This is a genomic window from Marinobacterium arenosum, assembly GCF_019795155.1.
GTDB lineage: Bacteria > Pseudomonadota > Gammaproteobacteria > Pseudomonadales > Balneatricaceae > Marinobacterium_C > Marinobacterium_C arenosum.
Window position 1 is genome coordinate 17,946 of the sequence record NZ_JAILYN010000023.1, and the last position, 16,960, is coordinate 34,905.

General features: G+C 64.0%; 11 protein-coding genes. 8 read left to right on the forward strand and 3 right to left on the reverse strand.

Translation table 11 applies throughout. The features are described from left to right. Positions 1–139 precede the first annotated feature (139 nt). Positions 140–463 (forward strand): hypothetical protein, encoded by a 324-nt coding sequence (locus K6T12_RS11880; protein ID WP_222222731.1) that lies wholly within the window; start codon positions 140–142, stop codon positions 461–463. Between the two features lie 117 nt (positions 464–580). Here the strand turns inward: K6T12_RS11880 and K6T12_RS11885 are convergent, their stop codons facing one another. Together K6T12_RS11885 and K6T12_RS11890 are read right to left on the reverse strand one after the other, a co-directional pair. Further along, positions 581–3,679, reverse strand: coding sequence for an efflux RND transporter permease subunit (locus tag K6T12_RS11885; protein ID WP_222222733.1), 3,099 nt, complete (start codon positions 3,677–3,679; stop codon positions 581–583). Next, positions 3,676–4,821, reverse strand: a complete 1,146-nt coding sequence (locus K6T12_RS11890; protein WP_222222735.1) for an efflux RND transporter periplasmic adaptor subunit — start codon at positions 4,819–4,821, stop codon at positions 3,676–3,678. The genes K6T12_RS11885 and K6T12_RS11890 overlap by 4 nt, the downstream gene beginning before the upstream one ends. Before the next feature lie 107 nt (positions 4,822–4,928). Here K6T12_RS11890 and K6T12_RS11895 point away from each other — a divergent pair, with 107 nt between their 5' ends. Next, positions 4,929–5,537 (forward strand): TetR/AcrR family transcriptional regulator, encoded by a 609-nt coding sequence (locus tag K6T12_RS11895; protein ID WP_222222737.1) that lies wholly within the window; start codon positions 4,929–4,931, stop codon positions 5,535–5,537. Positions 5,538–5,955: 418 nt separating this feature from the next. Here the strand turns inward: K6T12_RS11895 and K6T12_RS11900 are convergent, their stop codons facing one another. Then, positions 5,956–6,378 carry a DUF3010 family protein gene (locus K6T12_RS11900; protein ID WP_222222739.1) on the reverse strand — a complete coding sequence of 141 codons (423 nt, stop codon included), beginning with the start codon at positions 6,376–6,378 and terminating at the stop codon, positions 5,956–5,958. A gap of 271 nt (positions 6,379–6,649) precedes the next feature. Between K6T12_RS11900 and K6T12_RS11905 the strand changes: the two genes are divergently transcribed. The 6 genes from K6T12_RS11905 (at position 6,650) to K6T12_RS11930 (ending at position 16,926) form a co-directional block, all read left to right on the forward strand. Beyond that, positions 6,650–7,018 carry a hypothetical protein gene (locus tag K6T12_RS11905; protein WP_222222741.1) on the forward strand — a complete coding sequence of 123 codons (369 nt, stop codon included), beginning with the start codon at positions 6,650–6,652 and terminating at the stop codon, positions 7,016–7,018. A gap of 80 nt (positions 7,019–7,098) precedes the next feature. Beyond that, entirely contained in the window at positions 7,099–8,826 is a 1,728-nt protein-coding gene (locus K6T12_RS11910) for an autotransporter assembly complex protein TamA (protein ID WP_222222743.1), read from the forward strand. Beyond that, positions 8,826–12,599 (forward strand): translocation/assembly module TamB domain-containing protein, encoded by a 3,774-nt coding sequence (locus K6T12_RS11915; protein ID WP_222222745.1) that lies wholly within the window; start codon positions 8,826–8,828, stop codon positions 12,597–12,599. The genes K6T12_RS11910 and K6T12_RS11915 overlap by 1 nt, the downstream gene beginning before the upstream one ends. Positions 12,600–12,785: 186 nt before the next feature. Then, complete coding sequence (locus tag K6T12_RS11920; RefSeq protein ID WP_222222747.1) at positions 12,786–13,256, forward strand: hypothetical protein; 471 nt, start codon at positions 12,786–12,788, stop codon at positions 13,254–13,256. A 93-nt stretch (positions 13,257–13,349) separates the two neighbouring features. After that, a complete protein-coding gene (locus K6T12_RS11925; protein ID WP_222222749.1) occupies positions 13,350–15,602 on the forward strand; it encodes a sensor histidine kinase in 2,253 nt (750 codons plus the stop codon). Beyond that, on the forward strand, positions 15,565–16,926 hold the full coding sequence (locus tag K6T12_RS11930) for a sigma-54-dependent transcriptional regulator (RefSeq protein WP_222222751.1): 1,362 nt from the start codon (positions 15,565–15,567) through the stop codon (positions 16,924–16,926). Before K6T12_RS11925 ends, K6T12_RS11930 begins: the two co-directional genes overlap by 38 nt. The last annotated feature ends 34 nt before the right edge of the window (positions 16,927–16,960 follow it).

A 16,960-nucleotide genomic window follows, 5' to 3' on the forward strand; every position in this document is an offset into this window, starting at 1 on the left:
TGGACCGAATCCGGCCCGGGCGGTAACCGCCGGGTGTTCGCCGCAAACTGGAACCTGCGTATCAAGCGTAATCTGGTTTAGGTGGTAAACTGACGGCGGCTATTGGTTAACCCTGCCGGGCAGTTAAGAGGAGAGCACGGTGAATATTCCGGAGCGGGACTGGAAGCGTCTTAGGTCAATGAAGCAGGAACTGCTGAACGAGGCTTGCCAGCAGATATTTGACAAGGTCGAGGCCATCTGTCGGCAGCGTGATAATGATCCGCATGCTGCTTATCTGAAACTTTGGAAGTTGCTGTCAGCTGAAGACGAGAAGATAGTGGAAATGTTCGATGACCATCGACGCAGCACGGCATTGCTCAAATTGATCTATTTGCGCCAGTATGGATTTCTGTCCGATGATGATTTGGCGCTGTTCAGTGAGGAAACGCAACAGGAACTGGCTCACTGCGTGCAGGAGAAATAAAGGTTTCCTGCGACGTGGCAGCCCGGCCAGTAGGCGACAGCCCGTTGCACTGATCTTCGTTTAATAAAAACGCCGGCTATCGGAGATAGCCGGCGTTTTTTATGGGTAGAAACCAAATTAGGCGGTGGCCTGGGCCATAGAGTCCTCGCCACCGGTCGGTTCGAACGCCTTGCGGCGGCTCATCAGCAGGAACGCGGCCGGTACGAAGAAGAACGACAGCAGGGTGGTCAGCACCGTACCGCCGGCGATCGCCACCGCGAACGGCGGCCAGAAACCACCGCCGGCCAGAATCAGTGGCAGGAAGCCGCCCACCGTGGTGATGGTGGTGGAGCCGATATGGCGGGTGCAGCTCTGTACCGCGTGGATGATCGCGCCCGGCTCGCCGGCGGCGGCGGCCGGATCGGCCTTCAGTTCCGCCAGGATCACGATCGCCGCGTTGATCGCCAGCCCCATCAGGCCGAGCAGGCCGATAATCACCGTAAAGCCGAACGGGTAGTTGAACAGGCAGACGCTGAGCAGGCCCAGGCCGATCGACTGGAAGGCGGACAGAAAGATCAGCGAGCTGATGCGGAACGAGTTGAACGACAGCACCACCACGGTCACCAGCAGGGTCAGGATCACCCCGATGCTGGCCATCAGGTTGCCGACCGCGTCGTTACGGCCGGCAGACTCGCCACCGAACTCCATCCGATAGCCGGCCGGCAAGCTGAAGCCGGCTTGCTCCAGGTTCCGGCGGTATTCGGCCAGTACCACCGACGGCAGTACGCCGGCGCGGATATAACCCTCCACCACATTGACCCGCTGGCCGTCGCGGCGCGGGATGGCACCGCGGCTCGGCTTCAGTTCCAGCGTGGCCAGCGCCGACAGCGGCACGTTGTCGGCCGCCTGGGCCGAGGTCAGGCTCAGGCTGGCCAGATCCTGCAGTTCGCGACGTTGTTCGTTGGCCACCCGCACCCGCACCGGAATCGACTCGGTGGCTTCCAGCAGGTTGCCGCCGGTGACACCGTACAGGGTGCCCTGCAGCTGGCCGGCCATCTCGGTCAGCGTGAAACCGCTGAGCCGGCCCGCCTCCTCATCGACATTCAGCCACACCTTGGGGGTACCCGGCAGCAGGGTGGCCCGGCTGTGAACCACCTGGCCGGTTTCGGCCAGCAGCTGACGGGCCTGCTGGCCCAGCGTCTGCAGCATGTCCAGGTTGGGGCCATAGAGCCGCAGTTCGATCGGCGCGTTGAACGGCGGCCCCTGTTCCAGCTTGCGCACCAGGATCTGCGCTTGCGGCAGCAGGTCGTCCAGTTGGCGCTGCAGTTGCGGAATCAGCCGGTTGGCGGTGCGGAAGTCCGTGGCGTTGACCATCGCCTGGCCGTAGTTCGGCGAGCCCTGCCGGCCGCCAAGCATGTTGTAGTAGAACGAGGGCGCGCTATTGCCGAGGAACCACTGCACCCGTTCGACCCCCGCTGTCCGGTGCAGCAGTTCGCTGATCTGCGCACTGACCCGGCGGGTCTCCACCAGGCTGGTCTGGGCCGGCAGGTGCATCTCGATCTGGAACATATCGCGATCGGACGGCGGGAAGAACTGTTCCTTCAGCTGGCCGGCGGCGAGAAAACCGGACAGCGGCACCAGGAACACCAGCGCGATCGCGGTCTTCGGAAAGCGCAGCACCCTGGCCAGTGTGCGTTGGAACAACCGCCCGAGCATGGCCGACTGGATACCGTTGTGGTACCAGCGACTGCAGCCGTGTTCCTTGACCCGGATATAGCGGCCGGCCAGCGCCGCCACCAGGCTGTGCGAGATCAGGTAGGAGCCGATCAGCGAGAAGATTACGCTCAGCGCGATACCGCCGACGAACTCGCCGGCCGGGCCCGGCATCAGTACGATCGGCATGAACGCCAGGATGGTGGTCAGCGTCGAGCCGAGCAGCGGCAGCCACAGGTGGCGCACCGCGCCGGTAACCGCGTCGAGCGCGTTGAAGCCCTGTTGGCGACGCTGCTGGATGGTGTCGGCCATCACGATGGCGTTGTCGACCATGATACCCAGCGCCACCACCAGGCCGGTGACCGACATCTGGTGGATCGGCAGGCCGTAGTATTTCATCACCGTCAGCGTGAACAGCACCGTCAGCGGCAGCGACAGGGTGACGATCAGCGCCGAGCGCCAGCCCAGGGTGATCAGCAGCACCAGCGCGATCAGGCTGAAGCCGATCAGGATGTTGTCGACCAGTTCGCCCAGCCGGCGCTCGGTGTACAGGTTCTGGTCGAACAGGATCTCGGCCTCGATATTGGCCGGCAGCTGCTGTTCGAACAACGCCAGCTGTTCCTTCAGCCGGGCGGTCCACTGGTCGATGCGCAGGTCGGGCAGCATCCGCACCGCGACGATCACCGCGGCTCGGTCGTCGATCACCGCCAGTTCGTCGGCTGGCCATTGCAACGAGCGGCTGACCCCGGCCAGATCGCCCACCCGCAGCAGGTAGCCGTGCTGGTCGCTGGTCAGCGGGATCTGCCGCACCCGGTCGACCGAGTCCAGCGCGCCGGTCAGCTCCACCTGCAGCTGGTTGCGCTCGTTATACAGCTGGCCGGCGGATACCTTGGCATCGGCACCCTGGATTCGCGCGGCGATCTGGGCGGGCGTCAGATGTACATTACTGGCCAGGTGCGGCTCGATCTCGACCAGGATCTCCTCCTGCTGCTCGCCGTACAGTTCGACGAAGTCGGTGCCCGGCAGCCCCCGCATCAGGTCGCGCAGCGACTTGCCGTAACGGCCCAGTACCGCCAGATCCGGCTCGCCGTCGGTCGCCCATTTCAGGGCGATCAGGCTGGTAAAGGCGTAACCGCGGTCATCGTCCAGTTCCGGCTTGCTGGCGCCGGCCGGCAGCTCCTGTTCGACATCGCCGAGCAGGTCGCGGGTGCGTGACCAGATCGGCCTGGTGTCGGTGACCTCATCCTTCAGCTCGATCTTCACCGTCGAGATGCCGGGCCGCGAGGTGGAGGTCAGGTGCTTGATGGTGGACAGCTTGCGCAGCTTGTTCTCGATCTTCTCGCTGACCAGCGCCTCGACCCGCTCGGCACTGGCGCCGGGCAGCTTGGTGATCACGATAGCCTGGCGGTTGAGGATGCGTGGGTCTTCGGTGCGCGGCAGGGTGGTCAGCGCGCCGAGCCCGGCGACGATCAGGATCGCGATGCACAGGGTGATCAGGCGCCCGTTTTGCAGCAGCCGGCTCATGGTGTGTTCCCCGCCAGCCGTTCATCGCTCGCCAGGGAAACCGTCTGGCCCGGCACCAGCCGCTGCAGGCCGGCGGTCAGTATCCGCTCACCCGGCTCGAGCGCGCCGCTGACGTAGGCCTGCTCGGCCGTGGCGTGCAGCACCTGCACGTTGCGGCTCTGCAGCTGGAACAGCCGGTCGTCTTCGGTCGGCTGCAGGGTATAGATGTTCCACAGCCCGCGCAGTCCGTCGGTCAGCGCGGTCAACGGCACCCAGTAGCCGGCCTGCGGGTAGTGCTGCGTCAGTTGCAGGTAGGCCAGTTGTCCATTGACCAGTGCCGGCTCGCCCAGCAGCTCGAAGCGCAGTTGCACGGTACGGGTGGCCGGGTCGACATCGGAACCCTTGGTCAGCAGCCGCACCGGGTATTGCCGCTGGCCGACCCGTACGCTCAGCTGTTGCCGCTCCTGCAGTTGATCGAGCATCTCCACCGGCACCCCGACCTTGACCTCGGCCGGGCCGCGCTGCAACAGGGTCATGGCCGGCGCACCGGCGGCAACCACTTCGCCCTGGTCGATCAGTCGGCTGCTGACCACCGCATCGAACGGCGCGTGCAGGCTGGCTTTATCGATGCGCAGCTGGTTGGCGTTCAGCGAGGCGTGCACCCGCTGACGGGTGGCCTGCAGCACCTTCTGCTGCGCCTGCAGCTCGTCCAGGCTCTGCTCCGAGGTGAAGCCGCGCTTCTTCAGCGAACGCAGCCGCTTCAGGTTGGCCTGCACCAGCGCCAGGTCGGCATTGGTCTGTTTCAACTGCGCTTCAAGTTCCTGCCGCTCGATGCTCAGCAGCTCGATATCCTGCCGTGCCAGCAGCTCGCCCTGGCGAACGGTTTCCCCCTCGTCGACGAACAGCTTGGCTACCTTGCCGCTCTGCTCGAAGCCAATGCTGGCGTTCTGCTTGGCCTGTACCTTGCCGATGAAGGTGCGGGCGACCTGGTAACCCGGTTGCAGTTGCAACTGGTCGCTCTGGGCGCGGTGGTAGTAGGGGGCTTGGCCTACATTGGCGTTCGAATCGCTGCAGCCGCTGAGGATGGCGAGGCTGAGCGCCGTAGCCAGTGCCAGCAGGACAGGCTGTTTGCGGCGGATGGAAAGCAACGGCTGGGTATTCATGGTACATTCGTCCGTACGTGAATTTGTAAAACTGGACTGTCTAGTCTAGTAATGTGGTGAGTCTAGGTTTATAAAACTGGACTGTCCAGTTTGATTAGTGGCGAGTGATGAGCAAGACCAAACCCAAGAGTGAAGAGAAACGGCGCCTGATCCTGAATGCGGCGGTAGAACTGTTTACGGAACAAGGGCTTATGCAAACAAGCATGGACCAGATCGCCAAACGGGCCGGTGTTTCGAAACAGACTGTTTACAGCCACTACGGTAATAAAGAGGAGCTGTTTGCCGCCGCGATCGGCTGCAAATGCGATGGCCACCGGATCACCCCGGCACTGTTCGATGCCAGTCGCGAGCCGCGCGAGCTGCTGCTGGATATTGCCCGCCAGTTTTCCGAGCTGCTGCTGTCGCGGGAGTCGATCAAGGTGGCCCGTACCTGCATCGCCGAGGCGGAGAACCACCCGGAGCTGTCGCGGCTGTTCTTCGCCGCCGGTCCCGAACGGGTGATGGGGATGATGACCGAGCTGATGGCGCAGCTGAACGAACGTGGCAAGCTGGCGATTCCAGATGCCCGCTTCGCCGCAGTGCAGTTCCTGAAGATGGCGCAGGGCGAACAACGGTTGCGGCTGGAGTTCAATGCCGGCAACCTGCTGCCGGAGGAGGAGCATCAACGCTACCTGGTCAGTTGCGTCGATATGTTCCTGCGCGCCTACGCGGTTTGATTTTTTTCATATCCTGCTGAAATAAGGTTCTTCGCGTTTTAGCGGGAAAACCTCGAACCAGCCTAGTAGGGTGGGCACGTTTTTCGTGCCCACGCAACGCTTGTGCAATAGATGCAGATGTTTCCGGCTAACCGGCGAAGAGCTTAATTAAACCCGTGGCCGTGGTCGGCTCGCCAGCCTAGTAGGGTGGGCACGTTTTTCGTGCCCACGCAACGCTTGTGCAGTAGATGCAGATGTTTCCGGCTAACCGGCGAAGAGCTTAATTAAACCCGTGGCCGTGGTCGGCTCGCCAGCCTAGTAGGGTGGGCACGTTTTTCGTGCCCACGCGACGCCTGTTCAGCTGATGCAGACGTTTCCCGCTCACCCGCGAAGAGCTTAATTAAACCGCTGGCCATTGTCGGCCTGCCAGTCGTGGCTTTTAGCGGCTCAGATAGGCGAAGGCGGTGGTGAAAGCCGGTTCCTGGAACTGCTTCAGACCGGTAGCCTTGAAATCGATGGCCAGCGGCGAACGCTTGACGGTTTCGCGGATCTCGTTGGTTGGCATGATCTCCACCTTCAGCGGGTCGATCAGCTGGATCGCCGCTTCCAGCTTGAAGCCGACCGCGCCGCCGGCAAACTTGCCTTTCATCGGTCGCTGGCGGATCACCACCGCTCCGACCTGGTAGTCATCCATCAATTTGGCGAAGTCGAACTGAAACTTCTTCAGCTGCTCGCTGTCTTCAGAATCCCGGATAGCCAGCCGGCTGACGCGGCAGTTGGCGATTTCGAACAGCCCGTCGGCCAGCGACAGGATGCAGATGATGGCTTCGTTGCCCTTGAGTTCAACACCGCAGACTTTCATGGGGACCCCCGCTGATTCAGAAGGCGCGCATTATAGGGGAAATCATCAGATTATGCTGGTGTGTTGCGGCCCGTTCTGAACTATATATGAATCGCCCGGCGGCGAATCAGGGAAACGAAGACTGATGGCTGGATTAAGCTGTTGTGCTATCGCTGTAGATGGGTAAAGTTACCGCGCCGACTGAACCAGTCGAGTGCGGTGTGACGCCGCCGGAACTTGAAGCTTTATTTCTTTATCTCCATTTCTTTATCGCCATTCAGGGACGAATCGAATGCCGTACCAGATTGAACAAGACCACGACCGGATTATCACCGTGACCTATCAGGGCCAGGTCGACCTGGCCGAGCGGATGGCTGCGGTGGAAGATGCCTGCCGTTATATCGACGATATCGACAGGGTGCTGCTGCTGATCGATGTGCGAGAGGTGATTGTCAAGATGTCACTGGAGCAGCAGAAGACGTTCGGCACCTATCTGGCCAACCGTCAGGAGCTGAGCCGGGCCAAGGTCGCGGTGTTGCATCCAGCCGGACGTAATCCCAACCAGGTGATCGACGGCTACGCCTACATCAACGGTTATCACCTGGTGGAATTCAGCGATACCCGTGAGGCGCGCGCCTGGCTGCTGGGGCAGCTGCGCTGAGCCTCGTTGCCGGTGAGCGCATGTTCCGGCGGTCGATTGCTACACTGAAACGGTAGTTCTCTATCAGGCGCCGATTCAGGATGATACGTACCGCTTTTCTTCTGTTGCTGTTATGCGTGCTGGGCGTGGGCCAGGCCGTTGCCGAGCCGTTGCTCCGGGTTCAGGTGCAGGGCCTGGCGGCGCCGCTGGAGCAGAATGTCCGCAACAGCCTGGGTATCGTCGCGCTGGATGGCCAGCCGGTGGCCAGCGAGAGCCGCTTGCGTTATCTGCACCGGCGGGCGAAACGGGAGATCGGGCGGGCGTTGGAGCCGTTCGGGTACTACCGGCCAGCGGTGGAGGCGCGGTTGACCCTGCAGGAGGGTGAATGGCGGGCGAATTACCAGATCGATAGCGGGCCGCCGCTGCCGATCGGCAGCGCCGATCTGCAACTGCTCGGCCCCGGCGCCGACGAACCGGCATTTGCCAGCTTGATCCTCGATGCCAACCTCAAGCCGGGCCAGACCCTGGTGCATGCCGACTACGAACGGCTCAAGCAGCAGCTGCAGTCGGCGGCGCTGGAGCTGGGCTATTACCAGGCGGTATTCCAGCGCCGCCAGGTCCGGGTGGACCTGGCCGCTTACCAGGCCGATATCGCGCTGCATTTCGCCAGCGGGCCACGCTTTCGGGTTGGCGAAATCCGTTTCAGTCCGACGCCGCTGAATGAGGGCCTGCTGCGGCGCTATCTGCAGTTCCAGCCCGGTGATCCGCTCAGCAATAGCGCCTTGCTGGAGCTGCAGGGGGCACTGCTCGATGCCGACCTGTTCAACCAGGTCGAGGTACGACCGCGCTGGAAAGCAGCGGAAGACCTGCGGGTGCCGATCGACGTAGAACTGGCGATGCGGCCGCGCAGTCGCTACCAGTTCGGCCTCGGTTACGGTACTGATACCGGCGCCCGCGCCAAGGCGGCGCTGCAGCGCCGCTGGGTCAATGCCCGGGGCCATCAGTTCAACAGCCAGCTGCTGATCTCCCAGATCCTGACCGACCTGTCCGCCGAATACCTGATTCCCGGCCAGCGGCCGCAATTCGACCGCTACGCGCTGCGCACCGGCTATCGCGACGAGAACTCTGAGACGGTCGACGCCCGCACCCTGTCGCTGGGGGTATCGCGCCAACAGCAGCAGGGCGAATGGCAACGGCTGGCGTCGCTGGACTGGGAGCAGGAGACCTTCAGCTTCGAGCAGCAGCATGAACAGACCCAGTTTCTGCTGCCACGGCTGAGCTGGTCGAAGATCTCCACGCCGGATCGGCTCAACGTACAGCAGGGCTACCGCATCTCGCTGCAGCTGCTGGCCGCCAGCCGGGCGCTGCTGTCGGAGACCGACCTGCTGCAGGCCCGGCTCAGCGGCAAATGGGTGCATGGTTTCGGCGAGCGCTGGCGGCTGATCGCCCGCGGTGAGCTGGGCGCCAGCTGGGTGGACGATTTCGACCGGGTACCGGCGACCCTGCGCTTCTTTGCCGGCGGCGACGCCAGTGTGCGCGGTTACGACTACCAGAGCCTGGGCCCGGTTTCGGCGGCGGGCGACGTGATCGGTGGCCAGCACCTGCTGGTGGGCAGCCTGGAGGCGGACTACCGGCTGGCCGGCGCCTGGTCGGTGGCGGCCTTCGTCGACCAGGGCAACGCCTTCAACGATCTGGATGTGGGGCTGAAAACCGGTGTCGGCTTCGGCGTGCGCTGGCACTCGCCGGTCGGCCCGGTGCGGGTCGATCTGGCGACGCCGCTGGACGAGGGCGGTCTGCGGCTGCACTTCACCCTGGGGCCTGACCTCTGATGCTGATCCGGCGCTTGTTAAAAGCCGGCGGGCTGACGGTGCTGGCACTGTTCCTGCTGCTGATCGCTTCGCTTGGCTACCTGCTGACCACCACACAGGGGGCCCGGTGGACGCTGGCGGCGGCGCAGCGCTGGCTGCCCGGCGAACTTGAGGTCGCCGAGATCGATGGCCGGCTGCTCGGGCCGCTGTCGCTGCAGCAACTGAGCTACCGTCACCCGGCGGTGCGGTTCGAACTGGCGCGGCTGTCGCTGGACTGGTCGCCGGCGGCACTCGCTGCCGGCCGGCTGAGTATCCAGCGGCTGCAGCTGGAATCCCCCCACCTGTTTTTACCCGATGCGCCCGACCAGACTGACTCGGACAATGGTGCTGAAGCCATGCAGTTGCCGGATCTGAGCCTGCCGCTGGCGGTGGATCTGCAACAGCTGCAGATCGCCGATCTGCTTGTTCGGCAGGGCGAAGCAAGTTTGCTGGAGCAGGGCGAGCTGCAGCTGCAACTGACCCTGGATCGCGAGCGGTTGACCATCGCGCGGTTCGAAGCCGGCTTGCCGCAGGGCCATATTCAGCTGGTCGGCAGTCTGCAGCCGCAGGGCGATTTCCCGCTGCAATTCGAGACCCGCTGGCAGCTGAACCTGCCGGAGCAGCCGCCGTTGCAGGGGCAGGGAACGGTCGCTGGCACGCTGAACCGGCTGGAGCTGGTCCAGCAGCTGTCCGGCCTGGCGCAGGCGCAATTGATGGCCGAGCTGATCGAGCCGCTGGCCGAGCTGCGCTGGCAGCTGAGCCTGCGCGAGCTGCAGCTGGAACCGGGCCGTTTCGTCGAGGGGCTGGCCGATGCGCCGCTGCGTGCCAACCTGAACGGCAGCGGCGACCTGCAACACGCCAAGCTGAACGGCCAGCTCAGTAGCCGCCTGCCGGAACTGGGGGCAACCGAATGGGCGTTTGACGCCGCTGTCGATACCGAACGGCTACAGCTGGCGCAACTGCAGCTCCATCTGCCAGACACCGGCAGTACCCTGCGCGTACAGGGATCGGTCGAGCAGCCACTCGAGAGTGCACATCTGGATCTGACCGGCCAGTGGCTGGCGCTGGCCTATCCGTTCAGCGGCCCGGCCGACTACCGCAGCCGGCAGGGCCGCTTCCGGCTGCGGGGGCCGCTGGCCGACTACCGGCTCAGCGCCGATGCCGACCTCAGCGGCCGGCAGCTGCCGGCGCTGCGGCTGGCGCTGCAGGCGCAAGGGTCGCTCGAAGGTTTCCGCCAGGCGGAGCTGGTGGCGCAGGGGTTGGATGGGCAACTGACCGCCAAGGGACAGCTGCGCTGGCTGCCGCAGTTGAACTGGCAACTGGCGTTCAGCGGCGAGGGACTGAACCCGGCCGAGCTGCTGCCGCAGTGGTCCGGCGCCCTGGCGCTGCAGGCGACCAGTCGGGGCGGCATCGACGCGGGGCGGTTCGGGTTTGATCTTCGGCTGAGTTCGCTCAGTGGCCAGCTGAACGACCTGCCGCTGGCCGGCCACGCCGATCTGGCGCTGTCGGACGGCCGCTGGCTGGTGCGTCAGCTGGAGCTGCGCGCGCTGGGGGCTTCGCTGACCGCCAGCGGTGAGCTGGCCGAGCAGTTGGCGCTGCAGTGGCGGCTGTCGGCGCCGCAGCTCGGCCGTATTTTGCCGAGTGCAACCGGCCAGCTGACCGCCGACGGTCAGCTGCGCGGTACTCCGGGCCAGCCGCACCTGCGTGCGCGGCTCGATGCCGACCGGCTGCGCTGGCAGGCCTATGCACTGCAACAACTAAGTGCCGACATACAACTGGATCTCAGCGGCGCGAAACGCTCCGAGTTGCAGCTTGACGGGCGGGCGCTGGAGCTGGCCGGTCTGCGTTGGGACCGCGTTGAACTGCAGGGTACCGGCACTCCGGCGCAGCATCGGCTGGCGCTGTCGCTGAGCGGCGAGGCGTTGCCGGTCAAGCTGGCACTCAGCGGTGGTTGGGGCGCCTCTGGAGGGCAAACGCCGGCCTGGCAGGGTGAGATCGGGCAGTTCGAACTGAGACCGGCCAATCTTGGCCACTGGCAGCTGCGTGAAGCGAGCGCGCTGCTGCTGGCGGCCGACCGGGCGCGGCTGGCACCGCTCTGTCTGCACCGTCCGGCGGCGGATGGGGAGCTCTGTGTCCGTGGCCGCTGGCAGGGAGCGGATCGGCTGGCGGCCGCGCTGGAACTGCAGCAGCTGCCGCTGGCGCTGGCGGAGCCCTGGCTGCCGGCGGACAGTCGTCTGCAGGGAGCGCTCAGTGGCCGGGCCGAGCTGCAGCTGGGCAGCGGCGCGCCGCAACTGCGGGCCGACTTCCGGCTGCCCGGCGGCCGGCTGGAGCTGGCGGATCAGCCGTTGGCGCTGGAGCTGCGCCAGCTGACCCTGAACGCCGACAGCGCCGACGATCGGCTGGACAGTCGCTTGAGCCTGGAGCTGGCGCAACCGCCCGGCCAGCTGAGCGGCGAACTGGCGGTCGCCGGCCTGAGCGGTCCGCAGCGGTTGACCGGGCAGCTGCAGGCGGAGCTGCCCGAACTGGCCTTCGTGTCGCTGTTCGTGCCGGAGCTGCAAATGGTCGAAGGCCGCCTGCAAGGGGATCTCCGGCTGTCCGGCCAGCTGCGTCAGCCGCAGCTGAGCGGACGGCTCCAGCTGAGCGAGGGGGCCGCCGAGGTGCCGGCATTGGGGCTTCGCCTGCAGCAGATCGAGATGGCACTGAAAGAGCTGCCGGATCAGCAGATGCAGTTGATCGGCACGCTCAACTCCGGCGAGGGCAGGTTGGCGCTGGACGGTCGTTTCGAACCGCTGGCCCGGCGCGGTGAGATACGGCTGAAAGGCGAGCGGGTCCAGGCGGTCGCCACCGAGCAGGTGCAAGCCTGGATCTCGCCCGATCTACAGCTGGAAGTGAGTCCGCAGCTGGCACGCCTGACCGGCGAGGTCCGGGTGCCGGAGGCGCATATCAAGCCGCCGCGGATCAGCAGCGCACAGCGGGTCTCGCCGGATGTGGTGGTGATCCGCGATGGCGGCGAGCAGACCCGTGCCAGCGGCGGCGGGCCTGAGATCGCCGCCGATCTGCGGCTGGTGCTGGGCGATAAGGTCTGGGTGGAGGCGTTTGGCTTCAACGGCCGTCTGGAGGGCAACCTGCGGTTGGAGGAGGATGCGCGCCGGGCGACCCGGGCCAGCGGCGTGGTCCAGGTGGCAGCCGGTCAGTACCGGATCTACGGCCAGGATCTGGCGATCGAGCGCGGCAGCCTGCTGTACAGCGGCGGGCCGGTCGACAACCCGGGGCTCGATCTGCGTGTCAGCCGCAAGGTGGATCAGGTCACCGCCGGCGCCCGGGTCGGCGGTACCCTGCGCACGCCCACTCTGCAGCTGTTCTCCGATCCGGCAATGCCGGAGAGCAGCCAGCTCTCCTACCTGGTATTTGGTCGCCCGCCCGGCGGGGCCGGCAGCGATACCAACGAGCAGCAACTGCTGCTGAAGGCGGCCTCGGCGCTGGTCCTCAAAGGCAGTGGCGATATCACCGACAGCCTGGCCGACACCTTCCAGCTCGACGAGCTGAGCCTGGACAGCGCCGGCGATGCCGGCTCCACCTCGCTGTTTATCGGCAAGTACCTGTCGCCGAGGCTCTATGTGAAATATGGTGTCGGCCTGCTGGAGCCGGCCAGCACCTTCATCATGCGCTACCAGCTGAGCAAGCGCTGGAGCCTGGAGTCCCAGGCCAGTAGCGAGGGCAGTGGCACCGACCTGATCTTCACGCTGGAGCGCTGATTCTGCTGTGCCTGGCTTTTCAGGGGCGGGCCAGCAAGCTTTACGCTGATTTGTCGACCGGCCATGCTTCCTATCCGCCACGGAAAAGGGAATAGCATTGAATAACGGCCGGGTCAGTCCGATATTGTCGATCCGCTTTGAACTGGTCGCTGATGGCTCGGCAACGAAGGCGGGAGGAGTGGGGAGATGACCGAAATCACCGAAAAAACGACCGAAGCCTGGCTGGCGCAAGCGAACCGGCTGTTCGCCATGCCGAAGCCGGCCCACTTCACCAACTACCGTCACTGTTGCGAATGTGCCGAGCATGACGCCACCCTCTGCGGCAGCAGCGTCGAGCGGATCGGTCTGGCGGAGCTGGGCAGCCCGGCCTGGGACCCGCTCTGCTTCGCCACGGTCGATGGACTCAAGTATTACCTGCCGGCGATGGTGCGGCTCAGCCTGACCACTCTCGACGACGCGTTCTACCTGGCGCAGATGCTGTTCCACCTGATTCGCGACGGTGAGGGCAACGACTTGGTGTGCGCCTGCAGCGCCGAGCAACGCCGCTTTATCTGCGATCTGCTCGCTTATCTGCTGGACAACCATACCGCGCAGATCGATGCGGCGTTGTGCGGCGACCAGCTGTTGATGGCGCACGATATCTGGTCGTTGCAATAAACCGCCGAACCAAAATCGTTGTTCAGGGGTGCGTAAGCTTCATTGCCATGCTAAAAACGGGAGTTCTCCAGCTGTCGTAGGGATTGCCATCAGGTGTTCACAGGGATAGATCGTCAGGCCGGCCGAAGCGAAACTGGCAACCGACGCGCCATCGTCGGCGGTTTGTTGATCGGCTTTCTGGTGCTGAGCGCGCTGGTGTTGTGGGTGACTGCGCGGTTAAGCGTGGAATCCTCGCACAGCCAGTTGCGGCAGAACAGCAGCCACCTGCTGGAGCTGTACCGTAAGGCTCTGGAGTCAGAACTTGAGCGACACGCCTACCTGCCGCTCACCCTGGCCGGCAATCGCGATGTGATCGGGCTGCTGCTGAACAGTGGCAACTATCCCCGCCAATATGACCTGAACCTCTACCTGGAGCGGATCAGCCGTGGCACCGATGCCCTGGCGGTCTATCTGCTCGACCGTGAAGGGAATACCCTGGCCTCCAGCAACTGGCGCAGCGATACCAGCTACGTCGGCCACAACTACAGTTTCCGGCCCTACTTCCAGCAGGCGATGCTGGGCAACAGCTTCCGCTACTTCGCAATCGGCGCCACCACCCATATACCGGGACTGTTTATCTCCTATCCGGTCAAATTGGGAGACCAGGTTATCGGCGTGGTGGCGATCAAGGTCAGCATGGCGTCGCTGGAGAAGGCCTGGGCGGTTGAGGGCACCGAACGGGTGGCTGTCAGCGACAACCACGGCGTCGTCTTCGCCAGCAATGTACCGGACTGGTTGTTTCGGAGCACAGGGCCGCTGTCTCCACAACAGCTCGCTCAACTGGAACTGGAGCAGAAGTATCAGCAACGCCAGATCGATCGGCTGGGCCTGCAGGAATCCTCGTTCTGGGGCATCGACGGCGGGCGGCTCGTCCAGTTGCCAGCTGGGCCGGCCGGCGAGCGCTTGACCCGTTACCTGCTGCAACAGGTCCAGCTGGCCGAGACGCCCTGGACGCTCAGTATCTTTACGCCACTGACCCCCCTTGTGCAGACGCTCATTCAGCGCCTGACCATCAGCATCACCCTGCTGCTGGTACTGCTGATGCTGATCGGGGTTGTTTGGCAACGGCACCGGAGCCGGTTGGAGCAGAACCGACTCGAACAGCTGCGTCAGCAACAGCTGAAGGAGCGGGATCAGCAGCAGAAAGCGATCATCGACCATACCGGGGCGGGCTTGATTCTGACCGACGAGGACGGGCGAATTCTGGATCTCAACTCAACCGTGGTTCGGCTGTTGGGGCTGTATGGCCGGCAGGTGGTCGGCCAGCCACTGGCGTCGCTGCTGGCCGAGCGCGACCGTTGTCTACTGCAGCGTGCGATGAAGCAACTCTACCGAAATGGGCAGCAGAGCCCGCTGTTGGAATTGCACCCGGCGTATGGCGAAACCGATCCGGTGGAGCTGCAGCTCAGCCGGCTGCTACTGCAAGATCAGGTAAGACTGCTGATAACGGTGCACGATATCCGGCAGCTGAAGTGGGCGCAGGCGGCATTGAAGCAGGCCCATGACCAACTGGAGCAGCGGGTGCAGCAGCGTACTCGTCAGTTGCAGCAGGCCCAGCAGGAGCTGATCCAGTCCAGCAAACTGGCGGCACTGGGCCAGATGTCGGCGGGTATCGCCCATGAGTTGAACCAGCCGCTGGCGGCGCTGCGTACCTTTGCCTCCAGCGGCGGCTTGCTGCTGCAGCGACAACAGTACGATCAGGCGCGGGTTAACTTCGAGCGGATCGGTGCGCTGGCCGAACGGGTTGGCCGGCTGACAGGGCAGTTGAAGATCCTTGCCCGTAAGAACAGCGGCGGTTGTGAGGCGGTCGAGCTAAGTGCCGCGCTGGACGCCGCGCTGGAGGTGATGGGACCGGTACTGCAGCGCGGCGATGTCCGTCTGATCCGTAAGCTGCCGGCCGCGCTGCCGCCGGTCTGGGCGGAATCGGTGCAGCTGGAGCAGGTGTTGATCAATCTGCTCAGCAACGCCTGTGACGCGGTCGCCGAAGTCGCACAGCCAACCATCGAGTTGAGTGTGGCGCAACGACAAACGCGGTTGGTTATATGCATCCGCGATAACGGTGTCGGTATAACGGAGCAACAGCTGCCACACCTGTTCGATCCGTTTTTTACCACCAAGGAGGTCGGCCAGGGGCTGGGCCTCGGGCTGGCGATCGTCGACGGAATTATTCGCAGCTGGGGCGGCACTATCGAAGCCGAACCTCAATCCCAAGGCGCTGTTTTCACGTTGCAGTTGCCGATAGAGAGCGCACAACAGTTGGAAGATCTGCATGAGCAACCTGACCAAAGGCCAGATTCTGCTGGTTGATGATGATGAGATGATGCGTGAAGCCTGTGCCCAGTGGTTGACGCTGGCCGATTATCAGGTGGAGCAGTGTTGCGACGCCGAGCAGGCGCTGGCCTATATAGATCCGGCCTGTCCGCGCATTCTGGTCACCGATATCAAGATGCCGCGTATCGACGGCCTGCAGTTGATGCAGCGGGTGCTGGAGATCGACCCGGCGTATCCGGTGATCCTGATGACCGGTCATGGCGATATTGCGATGGCGGTCGAGGCGATGCGCAACGGCGCGCTGGACTTCATCGAAAAGCCGTTTGCACCGGAGCGGCTGATCGAGGTCGTCGAAAAAGCGGTCGATCAGCGTAGCCGGACCCTGCAGCGGCGCCGCTTCGACGATCAGCTCAGCCAGGCCAGCGGTATCGAAGCGCTGCTGCTGGGAGATTCCGAACCGATGCTGGAGCTGCGTGAATGGGTGGAGGACCTGGCGCAGACCCAGGTCAGCGTATTGATCAATGGCGAAACCGGCAGTGGCAAGGAGCAGGTGGCGCTGGCGTTGCACCAGTGCGGGCCGCGGGCCGCTGCGGAGTTTGTCGCCATCAACTGCGCCGCGATTCCGGAGAATATGTTCGAGAGCGAGATTTTCGGCCACGAGGCCGGTGCCTTTACCGGCGCCCTCGGCAAGCGCACCGGCAAGATGGCGTTTGCCGATGGCGGCACGCTGTTTCTGGATGAGATAGAGAGCATGCCGCTACCGCTGCAGGCCAAGCTGTTGCGGGCGATCCAGAGCCAAGCGGTTGAACCGCTGGGCAGCAACCAGCCACAGGCGGTGGATCTGCGGTTGGTGGCGGCATCCAAGGTTGACCTGCGTACCGAAAGCGAAGCCGGTCGTTTCCGTGAAGACCTGTTCTATCGGCTCAATGTGGCGGAAGTGAATATTCCGCCCTTGCGGGAGCGACGCGAAGACATTCCGCTGCTGTTCGAGCATTTCTGCCAGTTGGCGGCCGATAAACTGGAGTTGCCGGAGTGCGAGCCGGACAGCGACGATATCCACTGCCTGATGCTGCACCGCTGGCCGGGTAACATCCGTGAACTGAAGAATATCGCCGAGCGTTTCATCCTCGGCAATGTGCGTAAGCGCCGCTCCGTGCAGGAGATCATGGCGCAGAGCGAGCGTTTCGCCCAGCGCAGTTTCCCGGAATATGTCGAGTCCTTCGAACGCAGCCTGATCGAGCAGGCGCTGGTGCGTCATCAAGGGGATGTCAAGGCGGTGCTCGAAGCGCTCAACCTGCCGCGTCGTACCCTTAACGAGAAGATGCGCCGCTACGGCCTGGTCAGCAAAAGCTACCGCTGACGACTGCGTACAGCTGAATTCTCCGGCTCCACCA